Source organism: Bacillus gaemokensis, from assembly GCF_001590835.1.
In the GTDB taxonomy this organism is placed as follows: Bacteria; Bacillota; Bacilli; order Bacillales; family Bacillaceae_G; genus Bacillus_A; species Bacillus_A gaemokensis.
Genome location: NZ_LTAQ01000001.1, coordinates 444,870 through 465,108 on the forward strand (window position 1 = coordinate 444,870; position 20,239 = coordinate 465,108).

20 protein-coding genes and 1 pseudogene are annotated in these 20,239 nt (G+C 36.7%); 4 read left to right on the top strand and 17 right to left on the bottom strand.

Annotated features, from left to right (window positions below; translation table 11 throughout):
* Window positions 1-2: 2 nt before the first annotated feature.
* The 16 genes and pseudogenes from AZF08_RS02340 to AZF08_RS02420 form a co-directional block, all read right to left on the bottom strand.
* Window positions 3-971 carry an aromatic acid exporter family protein gene (locus AZF08_RS02340; protein WP_033672433.1) on the bottom strand — a complete coding sequence of 323 codons (969 nt, stop codon included), beginning with the start codon at window positions 969-971 and terminating at the stop codon, window positions 3-5.
* Between the two features lie 100 nt (window positions 972-1,071).
* Complete coding sequence (locus AZF08_RS02345; RefSeq protein ID WP_033672434.1) at window positions 1,072-1,794, bottom strand: amino acid ABC transporter ATP-binding protein; 723 nt, start codon at window positions 1,792-1,794, stop codon at window positions 1,072-1,074.
* Entirely contained in the window at window positions 1,787-2,446 is a 660-nt protein-coding gene (locus AZF08_RS02350; protein ID WP_033672435.1) for an amino acid ABC transporter permease, read from the bottom strand. The genes AZF08_RS02345 and AZF08_RS02350 overlap by 8 nt, the downstream gene beginning before the upstream one ends.
* Window positions 2,447-2,483: 37 nt before the next feature.
* Entirely contained in the window at window positions 2,484-3,266 is a 783-nt protein-coding gene (locus AZF08_RS02355; RefSeq protein ID WP_033672436.1) for a transporter substrate-binding domain-containing protein, read from the bottom strand.
* 272 nt (window positions 3,267-3,538) lie between these two features.
* Entirely contained in the window at window positions 3,539-3,952 is a 414-nt protein-coding gene (locus tag AZF08_RS02360) for a BrxA/BrxB family bacilliredoxin (RefSeq protein ID WP_162177846.1), read from the bottom strand.
* A gap of 143 nt (window positions 3,953-4,095) precedes the next feature.
* Window positions 4,096-4,242 (bottom strand): annotated as a pseudogene (locus AZF08_RS02365) (DUF2992 family protein); the annotation flags it as partial.
* 25 nt (window positions 4,243-4,267) lie between these two features.
* Window positions 4,268-4,729, bottom strand: a complete 462-nt coding sequence (locus AZF08_RS02370; RefSeq protein ID WP_033672438.1) for an NUDIX hydrolase — start codon at window positions 4,727-4,729, stop codon at window positions 4,268-4,270.
* A 366-nt stretch (window positions 4,730-5,095) separates the two neighbouring features.
* Window positions 5,096-6,274: an FtsW/RodA/SpoVE family cell cycle protein gene (locus AZF08_RS02375; RefSeq protein ID WP_033672439.1), complete on the bottom strand. Its 1,179-nt coding sequence runs from the start codon at window positions 6,272-6,274 to the stop codon at window positions 5,096-5,098.
* Between the two features lie 348 nt (window positions 6,275-6,622).
* A complete protein-coding gene (locus AZF08_RS02380) occupies window positions 6,623-7,945 on the bottom strand; it encodes a dihydrolipoamide acetyltransferase family protein (protein WP_033672440.1) in 1,323 nt (440 codons plus the stop codon).
* Between the two features lie 15 nt (window positions 7,946-7,960).
* Window positions 7,961-8,944, bottom strand: coding sequence for a 3-methyl-2-oxobutanoate dehydrogenase subunit beta (bfmBAB, locus tag AZF08_RS02385; RefSeq protein ID WP_033672441.1), 984 nt, complete (start codon window positions 8,942-8,944; stop codon window positions 7,961-7,963).
* Window positions 8,945-8,957: 13 nt separating this feature from the next.
* Window positions 8,958-9,959: a 3-methyl-2-oxobutanoate dehydrogenase subunit alpha gene (gene bfmBAA / locus AZF08_RS02390; RefSeq protein ID WP_033672442.1), complete on the bottom strand. Its 1,002-nt coding sequence runs from the start codon at window positions 9,957-9,959 to the stop codon at window positions 8,958-8,960.
* Between the two features lie 26 nt (window positions 9,960-9,985).
* The gene (gene lpdA, locus AZF08_RS02395; RefSeq protein WP_033672443.1) at window positions 9,986-11,407 is read right to left on the bottom strand and encodes a dihydrolipoyl dehydrogenase; all 1,422 of its coding nucleotides are present in this window, start codon (window positions 11,405-11,407) and stop codon (window positions 9,986-9,988) included.
* Between the two features lie 4 nt (window positions 11,408-11,411).
* Window positions 11,412-12,515 (bottom strand): butyrate kinase, encoded by a 1,104-nt coding sequence (buk, locus tag AZF08_RS02400; protein WP_033672444.1) that lies wholly within the window; start codon window positions 12,513-12,515, stop codon window positions 11,412-11,414.
* A gap of 87 nt (window positions 12,516-12,602) precedes the next feature.
* Window positions 12,603-13,703 (bottom strand): leucine dehydrogenase, encoded by a 1,101-nt coding sequence (locus AZF08_RS02405; RefSeq protein ID WP_033672445.1) that lies wholly within the window; start codon window positions 13,701-13,703, stop codon window positions 12,603-12,605.
* Between the two features lie 34 nt (window positions 13,704-13,737).
* Entirely contained in the window at window positions 13,738-14,637 is a 900-nt protein-coding gene (gene yqiS, locus AZF08_RS02410) for a phosphate butyryltransferase (protein WP_033672447.1), read from the bottom strand.
* 197 nt (window positions 14,638-14,834) lie between these two features.
* Window positions 14,835-16,907: a sigma-54 interaction domain-containing protein gene (locus tag AZF08_RS02420; protein ID WP_033672448.1), complete on the bottom strand. Its 2,073-nt coding sequence runs from the start codon at window positions 16,905-16,907 to the stop codon at window positions 14,835-14,837.
* Between the two features lie 138 nt (window positions 16,908-17,045).
* Here AZF08_RS02420 and AZF08_RS02425 point away from each other — a divergent pair, with 138 nt between their 5' ends.
* On the top strand, window positions 17,046-17,279 hold the full coding sequence (locus AZF08_RS02425) for a DUF2627 domain-containing protein (RefSeq protein ID WP_033672449.1): 234 nt from the start codon (window positions 17,046-17,048) through the stop codon (window positions 17,277-17,279).
* A gap of 36 nt (window positions 17,280-17,315) precedes the next feature.
* Here the strand turns inward: AZF08_RS02425 and AZF08_RS02430 are convergent, their stop codons facing one another.
* The gene (locus tag AZF08_RS02430) at window positions 17,316-18,044 is read right to left on the bottom strand and encodes a glycerophosphodiester phosphodiesterase (RefSeq protein WP_033672450.1); all 729 of its coding nucleotides are present in this window, start codon (window positions 18,042-18,044) and stop codon (window positions 17,316-17,318) included.
* Between the two features lie 50 nt (window positions 18,045-18,094).
* Here AZF08_RS02430 and AZF08_RS02435 point away from each other — a divergent pair, with 50 nt between their 5' ends.
* From AZF08_RS02435 to AZF08_RS02445, 3 genes are all read left to right on the top strand, one after another.
* Window positions 18,095-18,241, top strand: a complete 147-nt coding sequence (locus AZF08_RS02435) for a YycC family protein (protein WP_063177225.1) — start codon at window positions 18,095-18,097, stop codon at window positions 18,239-18,241.
* Between the two features lie 619 nt (window positions 18,242-18,860).
* Window positions 18,861-19,976: a response regulator aspartate phosphatase gene (locus AZF08_RS02440; protein ID WP_033672451.1), complete on the top strand. Its 1,116-nt coding sequence runs from the start codon at window positions 18,861-18,863 to the stop codon at window positions 19,974-19,976.
* Complete coding sequence (locus tag AZF08_RS02445) at window positions 19,973-20,191, top strand: Phr family secreted Rap phosphatase inhibitor (protein WP_033672888.1); 219 nt, start codon at window positions 19,973-19,975, stop codon at window positions 20,189-20,191. The genes AZF08_RS02440 and AZF08_RS02445 overlap by 4 nt, the downstream gene beginning before the upstream one ends.
* Window positions 20,192-20,239 lie beyond the last annotated feature (48 nt).

The following is a 20,239-nucleotide window of genomic DNA, read 5'->3' on the forward strand; positions in this document are numbered from 1 at the left end:
TTCTATATAAGTTCTTTTATATTATCCTTCCCTTTAAACCTACTTTTAATGAGCAAATATTGCTCCATTTCATAAACAAGTTGAACAAGTTTTGCACGCATTTCAAATTCCTCACGTGTCTCTGGAAGAGGCATTACCCTAAAAATCTCTCTCATTTCCTGTAATTGTCTAAGTGAAATAATTCCCGTACTTTCTGGACGAATCGAATTCCCCACATTTTTAATTACTTCCGCAATCATACTAGCCTGCTCATACGACCATGATAAGGAAGCAGCTAGTGGCATAATTCTTTCTAAAATCGCAAATTGCTGCATGCGCATATCGAAATACCGATAATAGTAATCGTCTTCTCTCATAAATTGATTTTCAAGTTTTTTAAAGGATATATCCTTTGCTTGTTTCAATATTTCCTCTGTTTCAATTAATTCTCTTCCATCCCAAGTACTATCTCGATTTCGTAAATAGGCAGCCATTTCAAACAAAATGATTTTAAAATTTGCTTCTACTTGTTCCTGATACTCCTTTAATTTCTTTTCCGCGCTTGGCATATACATATTCATTAATAAAGCTACGCTAATTCCAATTGTTAAAATCGCAATTTCATTTCCAACTGCTAACCACGTAATATGTTTTAATGAATATAAATGCATAACGATAACGGAACTTGTAACAATTCCTTCTTGAATTTTAAACATAACAGCTGTTGGAATAAAAGTAAGAAGTAACAAACTAATGGCAAGTGGTGTATAACCGATTGTTTCAAAAATACAAAACGAGAACACCATTGATAATAAACACGCTAAAAATCGGTGTAAAGAGACTTGAAGTGATTTACGTTTCGTATTTTGCACACACAAAATCACCAAAATACCCGCAGAACTATAAAATTCTAAGCCTAATAACTGAGCAATAAAAACTGCTACACCTGTTCCGACCGCTGTTTTCACTGTACGATATCCAATTCTAAACATATCATTGCTCCTATATGTATAAACGTATTTACAACAAGTATAAAAAAAGGATGACAAGCTGTCATCCTTTTCAACTTATTATTCACTTAACTTTTACAGGTTACAATATTTTTTGTAAAAATTCTTGCGCTCGTTCACTCTTTGGTGCTGTGAAAAATTTCTCTGGGTTCGTGTCTTCAACTAATTTCCCACCATCTAAGAAAAGTACACGATCAGCTACTTCCTTTGCAAATCCCATCTCATGTGTCACAATTGCCATTGTCATTCCAGTAGTGACTAACGATTTCATCACTTCTAATACCTCTTTTACCATCTCTGGATCTAGTGCAGACGTTGGTTCATCGAATAGCATAACTTGCGGTTCCATAGCGAGCGCTCTCGCAATTGCTACCCGTTGCTTTTGTCCACCTGAAAGACGGTTTGGATATGCATCTTTTTTCTCTAATAAACCAACTTTTTCAAGAAGTTCCTTTGCTTTTTTCTCCGCTTCTGGTTTTGCTACACCTTTTACATTTACAGGGGCGTACGTAATATTTTCTAACACTGTCATATGAGGGAATAAATGAAAATGCTGAAACACCATCCCAACGTTTTCACAAACACTCATAATGTTTGCTTTTGGATTTGTCACCTCTTCGTTACCAATCCAAATTTGACCACTTGTCGGTGTTTCTAGCACATTCATACAACGTAAAAACGTTGATTTTCCTGATCCAGACGGCCCAACGATGGCAACAACCTCACCCTTTTCAATTGTTGTCGTAATTCCTTTTAATACTTCATTTTGTCCAAATGATTTATGAAGGTTTTCAATTTTAATCACTTTTTTTCATTCTCCCTTCAATTACTTTTCCAACTAATGTAAGAATAATCACTAGAATATAGTAAACAAGTCCGACAAATAGTAATGGTTCCAGATACTTAAATGTTTCACCGCCTACAATGTATGCACGGCGCATTAAATCCGTAGCACCAATTACTGTCACTACTGCCGACTCTTTCGTAAGTGTTGCAAATTCGTTCACAAGCGCTGGTAATATATTTTTTAATGCTTGCGGTAATATAATATTTTTCATCATTTTTCCATATGGAACACCTAGTGCCATCGCAGCTTCTGTCTGTCCTTTATCAACTGCTTGAATCCCTGCACGGATTACCTCAGACATATATGCACCTGAGTTTAAACTAAATGCAAGTACTGCTGCTAAAAAAGCTGGTATATCATATCCGATCATTTGTGGAACACCGAAATAAATAATCATTAGTTGTAAGACAAGTGGTGTACCACGAAATATAGATGTATATAAATCAGCAGCGATGTTTAAAACTCTTATACTAGCAATTTTACAAAGTGCTAGTAACGTCCCCAATACAAAACCAATTAGAGCAGATACAGCTACAATTTTTAATGTTACTTCTAAACCTTTTAAAATATATGGTATCGACGGAGTAATTGCCGAGAAATCTAGATTCATCTTTTGTCATTCCTCTCACAGAAAATAGAAAGGCAGCTTATTTCTCGCTGCCAAACCATTTCTTCACTAATTTATCCATCTCGCCATTCTCTTGCATTTTTTTAATTACCTTATTGAATTCCGCTGTTTTATCACTATTTTTCGGAAGAGCAATTGCTGCCCCTACTTCTTCCGGAGCTTCTTGAATTTCAATTCCTTGTACATCTTTCATTTTTTCTAAATAATTTTTAGCAACTGTATCTTCTAAAATAGCAGCATCAAAGCGTCCTGCTTTAATTTCCTGTACGATTTCTGGTATACGGTCACGACCTTCAGCTTGGAAGTTTACTTGCTTTGTAAATTCCTTTGCCTTTTCTTCTTGAATAGAACCTGTTTGTACACCTATTTTTTTATCTTTCAAATCTTGTAATGACTTAATACCAGATTCTTTTTTCGAAACAATCATGTTTTTAGCAACAAAATAAATGTCTGTAAAGTCCGCATTCTCTTTACGTTCTGGAGTTGGCGTCATACCAGCCATAACAAAATCAACTTTTCCTGAGCTAAGCGATGCTAATAATCCACCAAAATCCATATCTTTTATTTTTACTTCATACCCAAGTTCTTTTCCAATATATTTTGCAATATCTACATCAAAGCCGATAATTGCATCACTTTTCGATGCTTCTACATATTCATACGGTTTATAGTCTGCTGAAGTCCCCATAACAAGTACTTTTTTATTTGCACTTACTTTTTCTGTCGCTTCCCCCTTACTACAAGCACTGAATATACTTACGATTAAAATAAGTGCAAATGAAACTGATAATATTTTCTTCATGTTTCTTCCCCCTAATAATGTATATTTAAAAGTTTTATAGAATTTTTATTCGATGTATGTATTGTAACAACATATTTATTTTTATGCAATATTTAAAATAAAAATAAATAAATATCTCTTTACAAATAACAAAAATACTATTTAAAACGTATAAAACAATGCATAAAAATAACTTTTATACATACCTCATATAATCTAAGAGTACATATTAAACAAAATAAAAAAACGGTACGTACACTTTTATGCGTACATACCGTTTTTTATCGTTTTTATTATAGCTCTTCACAATTTTCTTCAAAGTATGATTGTAATTTTGCAATGACTTGCATTGGATCGTGCCCTTCAATTTCATGGCGTTCTACCATCGTTACAATCTTTCCATCTTTTAATAATGCAAAAGATGGAGAAGAAGGTGGATACCCCTCAAAATATTCACGCGCGTGCGCCGTTGCCTCTTTATCCTGCCCTGCAAACACTGTTACAAGGTGATTTGGACGTTTATCATAATGTACGGAATGCGCAGCAGCAGGACGAGCAATACCGCCTGCACAACCGCATACTGAGTTTACCATTACAAGTGTTGTGCCATTTTTCTTGAATGCTTCATCGACCGCTTCTGGTGTTGTTAATTCTGTATAACCAGCGGAAACAATTTCTTCACGCGCTTGACGGACAACATCATTCATAAAAAAGTTAAAGTTTATCAATGTTTTCCCTCCTCTAAATCTACCTATTTGTATCTTACCAGTAACCGTTTCTGAAATACAAGTAAGTTTACTTGTATTTCAGAACATAAAAGGTGTTAGAGCAAGGACTCTAACACCTTTTCTTAATGTCCACGATGTTTTTGCTTTGCCTTTTGTACTTTTATGAAACGCTTTCTTTGTTTTTCTGCTTCCCGTTCCTCTTTATATTGCACTCGCTTTTCTTGCTTATACACTTCATAAGATAAACTGATTGCCTCTTGTGCTTTTGTATTTCCATCACTATTATATCGTATTTTACTTAGTATTTACTATTTCTACATACGTCTCAATCATTTTTTTATGTGAGCCTACAATATAATCAGGAAGCTCTCTTATCGGAAAAAACTTAAGTTCGACTGCTTCTTCTTTGTTTATAGATAACGTGCCTTCATACTCGTTTGAATAATAGGCCGTCGTTACCGCTTGAAACTCGTCACCGTTTGCTAATTTCATAAAATAGTTAGCCCCAGAAAACACATTGATTAAACGTAAATTTTTCACATGAATACCTGCTTCTTCATACACTTCACGGCAAGCTGTTTCTTCTGGTGATTCACCAAGTTCCATCAAGCCGCCAAGCAATCCCCATTTTCCATATGGTTCTGTTCGTTGTTGTAATAAAACATGTCCATTTTCATTTATTACAAGAACAACAGCACCTACTAAAATTAAAGGGCGATGACCAACTACTTTTCGTAACTCTTCCACATATCCCATGGAAACACCTCCCTCTTTTTATTTCGTTGTCCACACTATTGTATCATATGCATAGAGTGGTAAAATGCGTATACATTTCATTTTTTTAACAAAATATCAATTCGTTCCACCTCATCTATCATTGCTAATTGAATGAATTCTAGGAAGACCTTTTTAATAATTCTTCCTTTGCTCATATTTCTGTTTTCCTACTAAAGCAAACACATCCTATATGAGAAAGATGATGGGCCTACTCAAAAATATATATGCATGAATCCGTACTCCTTAATCATTACAAACTTTCTTTAATTTGTGATCATTAAGACCCTCTCTATACAAAAAAGCTGATTCGTATAAGAACGAATCAGCTTTTTGAATAAATTAACTTTAATTAACTGAAAACATGTACTTTTTGTACGTTTTCCGTACCGATAAGACGAGCCCCATCATCATCATATTCGAGAATAAGGAACTTCCTCCATATGATAAAAATGGAAGTGCAATCCCTTTTACCGGCATTAATCCAACAATCATACCAACATTTTGGAAGATTTGCAGTGTTAAGACACCAATGATACCAGCACATAATAGTGTACCAAATAGATTATCTGCTGAATAACCAATTATAATTGTTCGATAGAGAAGAAGAAGGAACATAAATACAACAAAAGCTGCAATTAAAAATCCACCTTCTTCAGCAATTGTAGCGAAAATGAAATCGGTATGTTTTTCAGGAATATAGACACTACCATACCCAAACCCTTTTCCGTCCATTCCTCCACTACCAACCGCTAAAATAGATTGTTGTGTTTGATACCCTTGATCTGCATGCTCAAATGGATCTAACCAACCCAAAATTCGTGATTGTTGATGCGGCTTTAATAACGGAACCAATTTTTTAAAAATAATATCTGGATATTTCAAAAAGATAAACACTAACGAGGACAATATGGTCAGTGGAATAACTGTACATATTGCAATTAATTTCTTTTGAATACCTGACATAAATAAAATACATGCAATGCCTGCTGCATATAAGAAAACCATCCCTGTATCAGGTTGACTATATACAATCAATGAAGGCGGGATTGATACTAAAATGATTTTACCTACTAATATCATATCCGTTTGAAATGTTCGTGCTGTATATTTCGCATTATGCTTCACTGCTAAACTTGCAATTAGAATCAGCAATGCGATTTTGAAAAACTCTGACGGCTGGATAGCCCCAAGAACCGGAACTTTAAACCATCTTTTTGCTCCTAAAATTTCAGGCGTTAAAGCTTTAAATGGTGAAATCTTAAGTATTATAATCGACGCAAACCCAACAATATAAAATGGCCAAGCTAACTTTTGCAATTGATCTAAATCGATACTCGCAACGAGTAGTAACAATACAGCACCTATTACATAGTTGATTCCTTGTTTCATTGCAAAGTTTGAATTTCCATATTGTCCTGTTTGCTGACTGCTATATATAGCAGCTATACTTGTGACGCACAGCACACACAAAATTAAAATTAATTTTACATCTAAACTCTTTAGAAACTCGGTACTTCTCTTCATGACATCCTCCTGAAACATTGTTAAAGCAAAATAAAAAACCAGGAGTCAACAACCTTCATGTTTTGACGACTGATTGCACAGAATCTATAAAATACTTATATAGAATAACTTTCTTTTTCATACAATACAATATATTATACTACAGATTCATCAGTAAGGTTTGCCAAAAAAATTATTCTTTTCTTATTTTATATCTATATAGAGAATATCAGCAATGGATTTTCGTAAATTTATAATACATTGCTATTCATTGTAAGATTACTGGAAGAATGTTTATTTTATTGTGGAATAGAGAATAGGAAAGTAAACTTTTACAAAGAAAAAAGCTCGCATGTTGCGAGCTTTTTATTAATATACAGATGTATTATTTTCAGATACATTTTCAAGAATTTCTTTTACGTGTCCTAAGAACTTACCACAAATCAAGCCATCCAGTACACGATGGTCAAGCGATAGACATAAGTTAACCATATCACGTGCACCAAACATACCATTATCCATAATAACCGGGCGTTTCACAATAGATTCTACTTGTAAAATAGCAGCTTGTGGATGGTTAATAATACCCATAGATTGAACTGAACCAAATGATCCTGTGTTATTAATTGTAAATGTACCGCCTTGCATTTCATCTGCTTTTAACGATTTTGTCCGTACTTTGCCTGCAAGTTCTGTAATTTCACGAGCGATTCCTTTAATTGTTTTCTCATCCGCTTGTTTAATAACAGGTACAAATAATTCATTTTCTGTTGCAACTGCGATAGAAAGATTGATATCTTTCTTCTGAACGATTTTATCGCCAGCCCACATTGAGTTAATTTGTGGGTATTCTTTCAATGCTTGTGCAACTGCTTTTACGAAGAATGCAAAGAACGTTAAATTGAACCCTTCACGCTTTTTAAATTCGCCTTTGATTGAATTACGGTATGATACAAGATTTGTTACATCTACTTCAATCATCATCCAAGCATGAGGCGCTTCATGTTTACTACGTAGCATATTTGCTGCAATTGCTTTACGCACACCTGTCACTGGAATTTCGATATCTCCAGGTACTGTCGGTACAGAAACTGGTTTTTCCGCTTCTGTTTTTTGTGCTACTGGTGCTGGTGTAGTCACTTTTGGTGCTTCCGCTGGTGTCGGTACAGATACAACCGCCCCCTCTTTCTTCGCACCTACTACTGGAATACTTCCAGATTCAACTAGCTTTAAAATATCTTTACGTGTAATACGGCCATTTGCTCCCGTACCTTCTACTGCATCTAAATCAATATTATGCTCACCTGCAAGCTTTAATACAGCTGGTGAGAAACGTGGCTTACCATCAGTTGGTTGCTTCACTTTTGATACTTTTTCAGCTACAGCTACTTCTACTTTTGGTTCCTCTTTTGTTTTCTCTTCTACAGCAGTGGCAGCTACTTCATCTGCGCCCTCTACTTGAATCACACAAACAGTTTCACCTACAGCAAGTGTATCGCCTTCACCAGCGATTAACTCTTTCACAATTCCCGTGAAAGAAGATGGTACTTCTGCATTTACTTTATCTGTCATTACCTCTGCAAGCGGATCATATTTATTTACGTGATCGCCAACGTTTACGAGCCACTTACTAATTGTACCTTCTGTTACGCTCTCCCCGAGCTGAGGCATTGTAATATTTTCTACAGCCATGTATAGTCCCCCCGATTAAAATTCCGCAAGTTCACGCATTGCTTTTTCAACTTTATCTGGATTTACCATAAAGAATTTTTCCATTGTTGGTGCATATGGCATCGCTGGAACGTCTGGGCCTGCAAGACGCGCAACTGGTGCATCTAAATCAAACAAGCAATTTTCCGCAATAATTGCTGCCACTTCACTCATAATGCTTCCTTCTTTATTATCTTCCGTTACAAGAAGAACTTTACCTGTTTTTGACGCCGCTTCAATAATTGCTTCTTTATCTAATGGATACACAGTACGTAAATCAAGAATATGTGCTGAAATACCATCTTGCGCTAATTTTTCAGCTGCTTGAAGAGCAAAGTGAACACATAATCCGTATGTGATAACAGTAATATCATCACCTTCACGCTTTACATCCGCTTTTCCAATTGGTAATACGTAATCATCTTCTGGTACTTCACCTTTAATTAGGCGATATGCACGTTTATGTTCAAAGAATAATACTGGGTCTTCATCACGGATTGCCGCTTTTAATAATCCCTTTGCATCATATGGTGTTGAAGGAATAACAATTTTTAAACCTGGTTGGTTTGCGAACATTGCTTCTACAGACTGCGAATGATACAAGGCACCATGAACCCCACCACCAAATGGCGCACGAATTGTTAGTGGACAGGTCCAGTCATTATTTGAACGATAACGAATTTTTGCTGCCTCAGAAACAATTTGGTTTACTGCTGGCATAATAAAATCAGCAAATTGCATTTCAGCAATTGGACGCATACCATACATTGCTGCACCGATCGCCACCCCTGCAATTGCAGATTCTGCAAGCGGTGTATCAAGCGAACGGTCTTCACCAAATTGGTCATATAATCCGTGGGTCGCTTTAAATACGCCACCTTTTTTACCAACGTCTTCTCCTAATACAAATACTTTCTCATCGCGTTCCATTTCTTCGCGCATCGCTAATGTAATCGCGTCAATATAAGACATTACAGCCATGAAACGTTCCCCCCTATTCTGCGTATACGTGCTTCAATGCGTCTTCAGGTGCTGCATACGGAGCATTTTCTGCATATTCTGTAGCTTCATTTACAATATGCATAATTTCGTCTAACATTTGTTTTTCAGATTCCTCTGTTAACACGCCAACCTCTTTTAAATAAGCCGCAAATGTAAAGATTGAATCTTTTTTCTTCGCTTCTTCTACTTCTTCTTTATCGCGATATACACGATCATCATCGTCACTAGAGTGTGCTGTTAAACGATAGGATACCGTTTCAACTAAAGTTGGGCCTTCACCTCGGCGACCACGGTCTGCTGCTTCTTTTACAACTTTATATACTTCAAGTGGATCATTTCCATCCACTGTATATCCTGGCATTCCGTAACCAATTGCACGATCGGATACATTTTTACATGCTAATTGCTTTTCAACTGGGATAGAAATCGCGTATTTATTATTTTCACACATGAAGATAACAGGTAATTTGTGTACACCTGCAAAGTTAGCACCTTCGTGGAAATCTCCTTGGTTAGAAGAACCTTCACCGAAGGTAACAAACGTTACTAAATCTTTCTTTTCCATTTTTCCTGCTAATGCAATACCTACTGCATGAGGTACTTGCGTTGTAACTGGTGATGAACCTGTCACAATACGATTTTTCTTTTGACCGAAGTGACCAGGCATTTGACGGCCACCAGAGTTTGGATCTCCTGCTTTTGCAAAGCCAGACAACATAAGCTCTTTTGCTGTCATACCAAATGCTAGCACAACACCCATATCACGATAATATGGTAATGCATAATCTTTTTCACGATCAAGTGCAAATGCTGCACCTACTTGTGCAGCTTCCTGTCCTTGACAAGAAATTACGAATGGAATTTTCCCTGCACGGTTTAATAACCACATACGTTCGTCAATTTTACGTGCAAGCAACATCGTACGATACATTTCTAATACTTGCTCATCACTTAAGCCAAGCTCTTCATGGCGCTTTTCTTTTACTTCTGCCATTTTCATAACCTCCTAAATCCACATTTTTATGCGTGTAACGCTTTCCCATCTACTGCTAATGCAGCTTCACCAATCGCTTCTGATAATGATGGATGCGGATGAATTGTATGTGCCACTTCCCAAGGTGTTGCATCAAGTACTCTTGCAAGACCAGCTTCAGAAATCATGTCCGTTACATGTGGGCCGATCATATGAACACCGAGAATGTCATTTGTTTCTTCATCAACTACAAGTTTCACAAAACCATCTGATTCTCCATATACAAGTGCTTTTCCAATTGCACGGAATGAGAATTTACCTACTTTTAATTTGTAGCCTTTTTCTTTCGCTTCTTGTTCCGTTAAACCAACGGAAGCAACTTCCGGACTACTATATACACATTTCGATACCATAGAGTAATCAATTGGCATAACTTCTTTACCAGCAATATGTTCCACAGCAACAATACCTTCATGTGAAGCAACATGTGCAAGCTGTAAGCCGCCAATTACATCACCAATTGCATAAATATGTGATTCTTTCGTTTGATAAAACTCATTTGTTTGAATGTATCCTTTTTCCAGGGTAATGTCAGTATTCTCTAGGCCAATGTTTTGCGTATTTGCTCGTCTTCCTACGGATACGAGCATTTTTTCAGCCTTGAATTCTTTGTTTTCACCATTGTGTTCTGCTTGAATTGCTACGCCATTATCTTTTACTAATGTTTCTGGTAATACTTTTGCACCCGTCACTACTTTAATTCCTTTTTTCTTTAAGAGACGTTGCATTTCTTTTGAAACATCTTGATCTTCCAGAGGTAAAACATGCTTTGCATATTCTAATACAGTAACCTCTACACCGAAATCAGCAAGCATAGACGCCCACTCAATCCCAATTACACCACCACCGACAATAATGATAGACTTCGGAAGCGTTTCCATTTTTAGAGCATGATCCGATGACATTACGTATTCTCCATCTAATTCTAATCCTGGTAATGAATTTGGATGAGAACCTGTTGCAATGAGCACATTTTTCGGGATTAACATTTCATTCTCTTCCCCACTCGCAAGTTCAACCGAAATTGTTCCTGGCATTGGAGAGAAGATAGAAGGTCCAAGAATTCGGCCGATACCTTCAAACACATCAATTTTACCTTGCTTCATTAAATGCTGAACACCTTTGTGAAGCTGCGTTACAATCTTTTCTTTACGCTCTTGTACTTTAGCAAAATTTAATTCCACATTACTCGTTACAACACCAAACTCTTCACTCTTTTTCGCAGTTGCAAATACTTCAGCACTGCGTAGTAGCGCTTTACTAGGGATACAGCCTTTGTGTAAACAAGTACCACCAAGATTATCTTTTTCAACAAGCGCTGTTTTTAGCCCTAATTGTGATGCACGAATAGCAGCAACATATCCACCAGTACCGCCGCCAACGATGACTAAATCATATTCTTTTGCCATTATCTCAACCCCTAGCTACCGTTTCTTTTTCTCGTACAACATACTCTTTTGGAGCTTCTTCCTCACGTAATACACGAAGCGCTCCTTCTGCTAATGCTTGTAATTCATCTTCTCCAGGATGCACAATGACATCTGCGATCCAATGAACACGCTCTTTTATTTCATCCACAAGGATTTTGCTATATGCGAGTCCACCCGTTAAAACGATAGCATCTACTTTCCCATGAAGAACAGCGCTTGCTCCGCCAATTTCTTTTGCAACTTGATATGCCATTGCTTTGTAAACCAAAGTTGCTTCAGGATCACCTTTTTCAACCATGTTTTCAACCTTAATTGCATCATTTGTACCGATGAGACTCACTAATCCGCCTTGTCCAACAATCTTTTTCATCATTTCATCACGGTAATACTCACCAGAGAAACACATTTCTATTAATTGACCAACCGGTACTGTTCCAGCACGCTCTGGACTAAATGGTCCTTCTCCGTTCAAGCCATTATTTACATCAATAACTTTTCCATTTTTATGAGCACCAACTGTAATTCCCCCGCCCATATGAGCAATTAATAAATTTAAATCTTCATATTTACGATCTAGTTCTTCTGCAACTTTACGTGCCACAGCTTTTTGGTTTAATGCATGAAAAATACTTTTTCTCTCCATACCAGAAATACCGCTAATACGCGCAATTGGATCCATTTCATCCACAACAACCGGATCAACGATGAATGCTGGAATATTTAATCCTGAGGCAATTTCATATGCTAAAATGCCTCCAAGATTTGAAGCGTGATGGCCACTATATCCATTTCTTAAATCTTCTAACATCGATTCGTTTACTGTATAAGTACCACCTTCAATAGGACGAAGTAAGCCTCCGCGGCCACAAACAGCGTTTAATTTCGAAATATTAATACCATGAGAATGTAAAACTTCTAAAATTGTCTCTTTTCGAAATTCATATTGATCAATAATTCGTTTATATTTCCCAATTTTATCTACATCATGACGAATAGTTTCTTCTAAAACGGGTCTCTCATTATCAAAAACACCTATTTTTGTGGATGTACTACCCGGATTAATAACAAGGATTCGATTTAAGGACAATGTTGCTACCTCCACCTTTAAATTCAAAAGGCAGCGGAAACCTCATAAGAGGTAACCACAGCTTTTGTAAAATTTATATATGATAGATTAGCGACGGCTAATAATGTTATGGCCGTTGCGTAAGAATGTACTACGAGTATTTTTTAAACTTGCAATACGTTCTTCAGCTAGACGATCTGCTGCAACATAAGTTGGTACACCGTCACGTTTTGAAATCTCAATTACTTTTGCAATTGTGTCATAAATAGATTCTACGCGTTTTAGTGCACGTTCTCTATTATATCCATACAATTCATCTGCTACGTTAATTACGCCGCCTGCATTAATTACATAGTCTGGTGCGTATACAATTCCCATTTCATGAACCGCATCACCATGACGATCTTCTTTTAATTGATTATTTGCAGAACCTGCAATTACTTTTGCTTTAAGTTGTGGAATTGTTTCGTCATTTACTGTTGCACCTAATGCACATGGTGCATAAATGTCACATTCTACACCGTAAATTTCATTCGGCTCAACTGCTGTTGCACCAAATTCTTCTACTGCACGTTGGACAGCTTCTTTATTAATATCTGTAACAATTAGTTGTGCCCCTTCAGCGTGTAAATGTTTGCATAGGTGGTATGCTACGTTACCAACACCTTGAACAGCGATTACTTTTCCTTCTAGGCTATCTGTACCAAATGCCTCTTTAGCAGCTGCTTTCATACCACGATAAACACCATATGCAGTTACTGGAGATGGGTTACCAGAAGAACCGAATGAAGGTGAAATTCCTGTTACGAAGTCAGTTTCTTCGTGAATGATATCCATATCATCAACAGTTGTACCGACATCTTCTGCAGTAATATATCGCCCGTTTAGTCCTTGAATGTAACGGCCTAATGCACGGAACATTGCTTCACTTTTATCTTTACGTGGGTCGCCGATGATAACTGTTTTCGCACCACCTAAGTTTAAACCAGCTGCTGCATTTTTATATGTCATCCCTTTTGCAAGGCGCAATGCATCTTCAATCGCCGCTTCTTCAGAATCATATGTCCACATTCTTGTTCCACCAAGAGCTGGTCCAAGCGTTGTATCATGAATTGCAATGATTGCTTTTAAGCCAGATTCTTTATCTTGACAAAATACTACTTGTTCATAATCATATTTTTCTAAGTATTCGAAGATTTCTAATGTCATTGTCATTTCCCCCTAATTGTTTTACCCTTTTAGTTTATTTGGAAGCAGTCGCAACTGCTAGAGCTAATGAATATACTTTTGTTTCTGCTGAATCTGCACGAGATGTTAAAACAATCGGTGCCTTCGCGCCGGCAATCATTGCACCTACATTTGCATTTGCAAAATAGACAAGCGATTTATATAACACGTTTCCAGCTTCAATTGTTGGGACGAGTAAAATATCTGCCTTACCTGCTACATCACTTATTATGCCTTTATGTTCTGCCGCAATTTGTGATACAGCATTATCTAAAGCAAGTGGTCCATCAACGATACAATCTTTAATTTGTCCGCGGCGATTCATTTGTGTTAACATCGCTGCATCAATTGTCGCCTGCATCGCCGGATTAATAACTTCCACCGCCGCAATCGGAGCCACTTTCGGCAATTCGATTCCTATTGCCCGGGCAACGGAGGCAGTATTTTGTATAATAGCAGCTTTTTGCTGTACATCAGGAGCAATATTCATTGCTGCATCTGTGACAAAAATCAAGCGATCATAATTTGGAACTTCAAACGCTGCAACATGTGATAACACGCTACCTTTACGAAGTCCCCATTCTTTATTTAATACTGCTTTTAAAATATTTGCTGTTGGGATGTTCCCTTTCATAAGTACATCTGCTTCACCATTTCTCACAGCTTTAACAGAAAGTTCTGCGGCCTCAGTACTTGATGCTGCCGCAATTACTTGGATATGTTCTGAATCCTGTAAATCATGTTCTTTTAGCATCCCCATAATTTTTTCTTGATTTCCATATAGACGAAATTGAGCTAATTGTAGTTGTAGAGCCTTAGCTACCGCTTCAATTACTTCATGATCTTCAGCTACTGCTACAGCCACAGTTTTTTGGGGCTGCCCTGCCGCTTGATCAATTAGGTGTTTTAAATTCATATTTTGTAATCAACCCTTTCCGTCGTCCCTCGTCTATTCTAATAAGCAAATACTGTGCCAACTTTTCAAAGTGGTCATACCAATTATGAAAACGCATACAAAACACAGTAAAATCAATACTTTCAGAAAAACACATAATATTCTGTCTTAAATTGTCGTTTTTTGTATACCATGCAATAAATTGCACAGTGCGCAATTTATTGCATGCTATTTTTTGCATGGTCATACTTTTCTAACTTGTAATATAAATTTCGAACCGAAATTCCTAACATTTTCGCTGTCTTTGTTTTATTCCCTTCAAACTTCTCTAAATATTCATGAATGATATTCCCTTCAAACTCCATGACCAAATGATCAAGAGACTTTTCTTCTAATTCCGGTAACAGATTACTACCTTTTAGCTCTACCTGACCTTCCTTGTGCAAAGAAGGTAAGTGGTGTACATCAATATATACCTCATTGTAATTCATAAAAATAATAGCTCGTCCTAAAATATTTTCAAGCTCCCTGACATTCCCCGGCCAATCATACGATTGCAAATACTCAATAGCAGATTCCGTTAATCCTTCTACATTACGACCGTAATCTTGGTTAATTTTTTGAATCAATCGTTCCGATATAGTAGGAATATCCTCCTTCCGCTGACGCAGAGACGGAATTTGAATTGGAATTTTATTCAAACGATAATATAAGTCCTCCCGAAATTCACCTTTCAAAATTGCTTTTTCTAAATTCACATGCGTTGCTGCAATAACCCGGACATTAATAGGAATCGGTTTTGTTCCTCCAACTTTCACAATTTCTTTCTCTTGCAGTACACGCAGCAGCTTAGCTTGTGTGTTCGCTGAAAGTTCTCCAATCTCATCTAAAAAAATACTCCCATTGTTTGCTTCTTCAAAGAAACCACGTTTCCCACCTCGCTTCGCCCCAGAAAACGCGCCTTCTTCATAACCGAACAATTCACTTTCCAATAAATTTTCAGAGATTGCAGCACAGTTCACACGCACAAACTTATTATACTTTCGGTTACTCCCATTATGAATAGCATGCGCAAATAGTTCTTTCCCAGTTCCTGACTCTCCTCGCAGTAATACAGTTGCTGGTGTATTCGCTCCTAGTTTCGCCTGTTCAATTGCCGCCATCGTCTCATCAGATGTCCCGACAATATCATCAAAAGAATATTTTGCTTCAAGCGTTCGAATAATTTGTCTAGCCCGGTTTAGTTCATGTGTTAACTTTTGAATTTCGGATACATCACGAATTACACCTACACTACCTTTCAATATACCATCCACAATAACCGGTGCTACATTTACAATGACATCTCGTTTTTTCTGTCCAATCTTCATATGTATTCCTCGTACTGCCCTACGTGTCCGAAGTACTTTCATATGCATACTTTCGCCCTCTACAATATCAGTTGTTGCCGGTTTCCCGATAATATCATCCTCTGTAAGACCTGTTAGCTTCGTGTAAGCAGGATTTATAACAAGCCCTCTTCCTTTCTCATCTACAACAGAAATCGCTTCCTCAGACGAATGGATAATAGCTTCTAGTAAAGTCTGTATTTCCTTTAAATCTGTAACCTCCTCAGCTAAGTCCACAACTTCTGTTATATCTTTAAAAATCGCAAAAGCTCCTTGAACCTCGCCATCTTCTTTCAGAATCGGAATACGTGTTGTAATAATCTTTTTTCCATTTTCTAATGTAAGTTCATGATTTACCTCTATTTGCTTCGTTCGCACAATCCGAAGTAACTTACTGGTTGGAATTACTTCTAAAATATATTTCCCTATCGCTTCTCCTGTTTTATAACCAGTCATTCGCTCTGCACTTTTATTAAACAACCTTATATTTCCCTTTTCATCAACAACGATCATTCCGTCATGTGTAGAATTTAAAATTAAATTCCCTTGCTGCGTTTGTTCTTTCAGCTTCTCAATTAAATCTTCCTTCTCATGCGCTAGCTTTGTAACAATTTTCGCAATATCTCCCGGTATAAGAAGTGTACGTTCTTGTTTGTTTGCTAAAAGAATTTTATGTAAATGAGAATCACCACTCATATCAAAAATTACATCACTGTCCATTTTAAGAAGTGTATTCAAATCGTCTCCGATTTGGATTTCCTGTTCTTTCGCAAGCTTCAGTCCCTTCGCATTTGGATTTATATCAATAATTCCTACCACTTTAAATATATTTGAATGTTGCAACAAACTAAGGATCGTACTACCACCCTCGCCCGCTCCAATAACTAATACCTTTTGTTTCATACATTACACTTCCTCTCGAAGTATCTCTGCAAAATTTTTCACACCTTTATCTTACTCGCTCAGCATCTACTTGACAAATACCCTTTCTATATAACATCATTTACTATATACGAAATTATCTGAAAAGGAGCGTTACCTATGCAGCGTTACCTTGCCCTTCTACTAGCACTCGTTCCTATTTCATTAGCTGTGCTAGGTATCAAATTAATGAGAGATACTGTATTCGGCATTCTTTTCTCTCCAATCCCTGTATTATGGCTCCAATTTTTAATTGGTGCACTTTTCTTCGCAATTGGTTTTTATATCTTCGGCAGCTTCGTTTTGCATCGCGATCGTAAACGAAACAAGGTACAAGCTCGTTTCCGAAGATAGATGAACACAAAAATGAGACCTCTCTCATGAAAGGTCTCATTTTTTTATTTGCAACAACGCTCTAGCTGTTTCTGGATAATCACTAATAATGGCCGATATGTTCATATCAAAATACTTGCGTATAACCGTTTCATCATTAATTGTATACGGCCTAACTTCTATTCCATTCTCCATCGTTAATTCCGCAATTGCATCTTGAAGATAACGATAGTTCGGATGAATCGCAGTAGCTCCCATTTTATGTGCATACGCCCATGGACTATGTAAGCCTTCTCGGTATAAAATAGCCGTTTGAATATCCGGAGCCATCATATGACACCTTTTCATACTGTAATGATTAAAAGAAGAAAAAATAACCCGTTCTTCTAAACTAAACTTTCGGACAAGAGTAATTACTTCTTCTTCTAAACCTCGATATGGGATTTTATTATTTTTCAATTCAATATTTAGCAATAAACGATTCGTTTGTAGCCACTCTAACACTTCTTCCAACAAAGGAATTTGGCAAAAACCTACTTTTTCGGAAAACTTGTGACTTGCATCTAACTTTCGTAAATCTTCATATAAGTAATTCCGAACTGCCCCTTTTCCATTTGTTGTCCGGTCGACTGTTTCATCATGAATGACAACAACTTTTCCATCTTTCGTAAGTTGAACGTCTAATTCAATCCCGTCTGCTTGAAACGATTCCGCAGCTTTAAACGAGATCATTGTATTTTCTGGATATGTTCCTGCCGCGCCTCGGTGCGCAAATATAAGAGTCATCCTCTCTCCCCCAATCTTATGCTATACTATACGAAAAAGGAGGTACTTCTATGAAACCATTACAAATCTCTCCGGACACTGCAATCCGCCTATCAAAAGCTCTAGGTGTTCCACTTGAGCAAATTATGCATATGCCGCAGCACATTCTAGTTCAAAAATTAGTTGAGTTAGAAAAACAACATAAAGATGAAGAATAATATAGTCCTGTTTTGCAGGGCTTTTTATTATCACTTCTCCCCTTCCTTATCCCTATTATATCATGGAGAAATTCTCTAGTGAAAACACTTTCCAGCTAATGATCACCAATCGGACTTTTAACGGTTAGTTTATCTCCCACCTAATCCCTCCCCTTTTATTTCCACTGGATTTCGAGACGAGGGTATTACAGTACGCAAATATCAGGATAAAGTGAAACTTTAACCAGTGGGAGGTTCTTCATCCCCCACTGGTTATTAGTTGAACCAATTGGGCTTTTATGGGCAGTTTATCTCCCACCTAACTTCTTTGCTTCCGCCGAATTTTGAAGTAGGAGTATTACTGCCCGCAAATAGCGGGATAAAAAAACTAACGAATCCTAACATTCATTGGTCTTTTCACAAAAATCTTATCGATTTTAAAATTGATACTGGATGCAAATAAGACAAGGAATAACACCTTACCAATTTACAAGCAACGTTTATTCAACAACACTCTAAATCCCTAATACTAGAAAACGAATGATTAAACAAATGTTGAGAAATACAAAAAATTCATTTCCATTAAATTCTATTCTTGCTATCATAAATTATAAGAATATTCAAAACAGGAGGGGATTTCGTGAACGTTTCATTAAAAAGAAACGAACAGGTTACAAAAATAGTAAACGACTGGTATCACGCAATGTTACAACAACAAGTTTTAAAGGCAACTAATTTAAAACGAGAAATTGACGAACAAATTAACATTTTGAAAAAAGAAGAAAATATAGAACAACAAGACCAAAATTTATTACTATATTACTCCTTACTAGATTTTAGATATAAAGTGTTGACTGACGGTTTAAGCATTACAAAAGATAGTTTTGACATAGTTGAATCATACGACATACCGTCTGACAACCTTCTAAATTATTATTACCACTTTTTCAAAGCAATACATGCTACTTTAACAACACACTATAATGAAGCTAATGAATATTATGAGAAGGCTGAAAAATTATTAAAACACGTACCAGACGATATAGAACGTGCTGAATTTTACTACCGTTTTTCTGCATTTTTCTACTATACAACGCAACCAATGAATACTATAAAATATGTAAGTAAAGTGAAAGAAATTTTCTTAAAGCATACAGGATATGAAATAAGTGTTGCTTTATCTGAAAACCTTTTAGGATTAACCGCTATTCAAATAGGGGAATATGCCCAAGCTGAAGAACATTTAAATTCTGCGATAAATAGTTTGCAAAAACAAAATGATGAAACTCTTCTTTTAAGAGTTCGCCACAATCTAGGGTGGCTGTATTCAAGTCAAAATCTTTCCTCACTTGCTATCCGACATTTGTCAGAAGTTACAACAAAAATGCCGACACATTTTAAAGCCCTCTTCTTACAAGCTAGGGAACATCATAAACTAGGCGAAACAAATATTGCTGAAGAATTAGTTACAAAAGGTTTAAAAATTTGCAATGAAATAGAAAATGTGAAATATATACACCACTTTACAATTCTAAAAGCATTAAACAATAATGTTCCAGTGGAAGAATTAGAAAAGATTATTTGTGAAGGAATTACCTATTTCGACACAGAATCACTATATAACTACACTCAAGAATATGCAGAAAAATTGGCAGTTAAATTTTATGAGGAAAATAATTATATGAAGGCAAGTAAGTATTTTTATATAGGCTTACAAGCTAAAGAAAAAACATTTGAGAAAGGGGCATTAAAATGATTAAAAAGATTACTGCTGCTGTAACAGGATTAGCGTTAGTTGGTATTGTATCAATTGGTTTAAATAGTTCATTTTCACAACAAGCGAATCATGGGGATGTACCAGCACCACAAAGACCTGACTTAGCGTTAAATATAGGTGACGGAGGTTCTCCTGCATACTCCCACGCTGATACGTGGATTGCTGATGGAAACGGTGGTGGTGCACCTGCATGACCACGGGGAACCTTGGGGCTTAGCTGATGGAGACACTGGTGTAAGTAT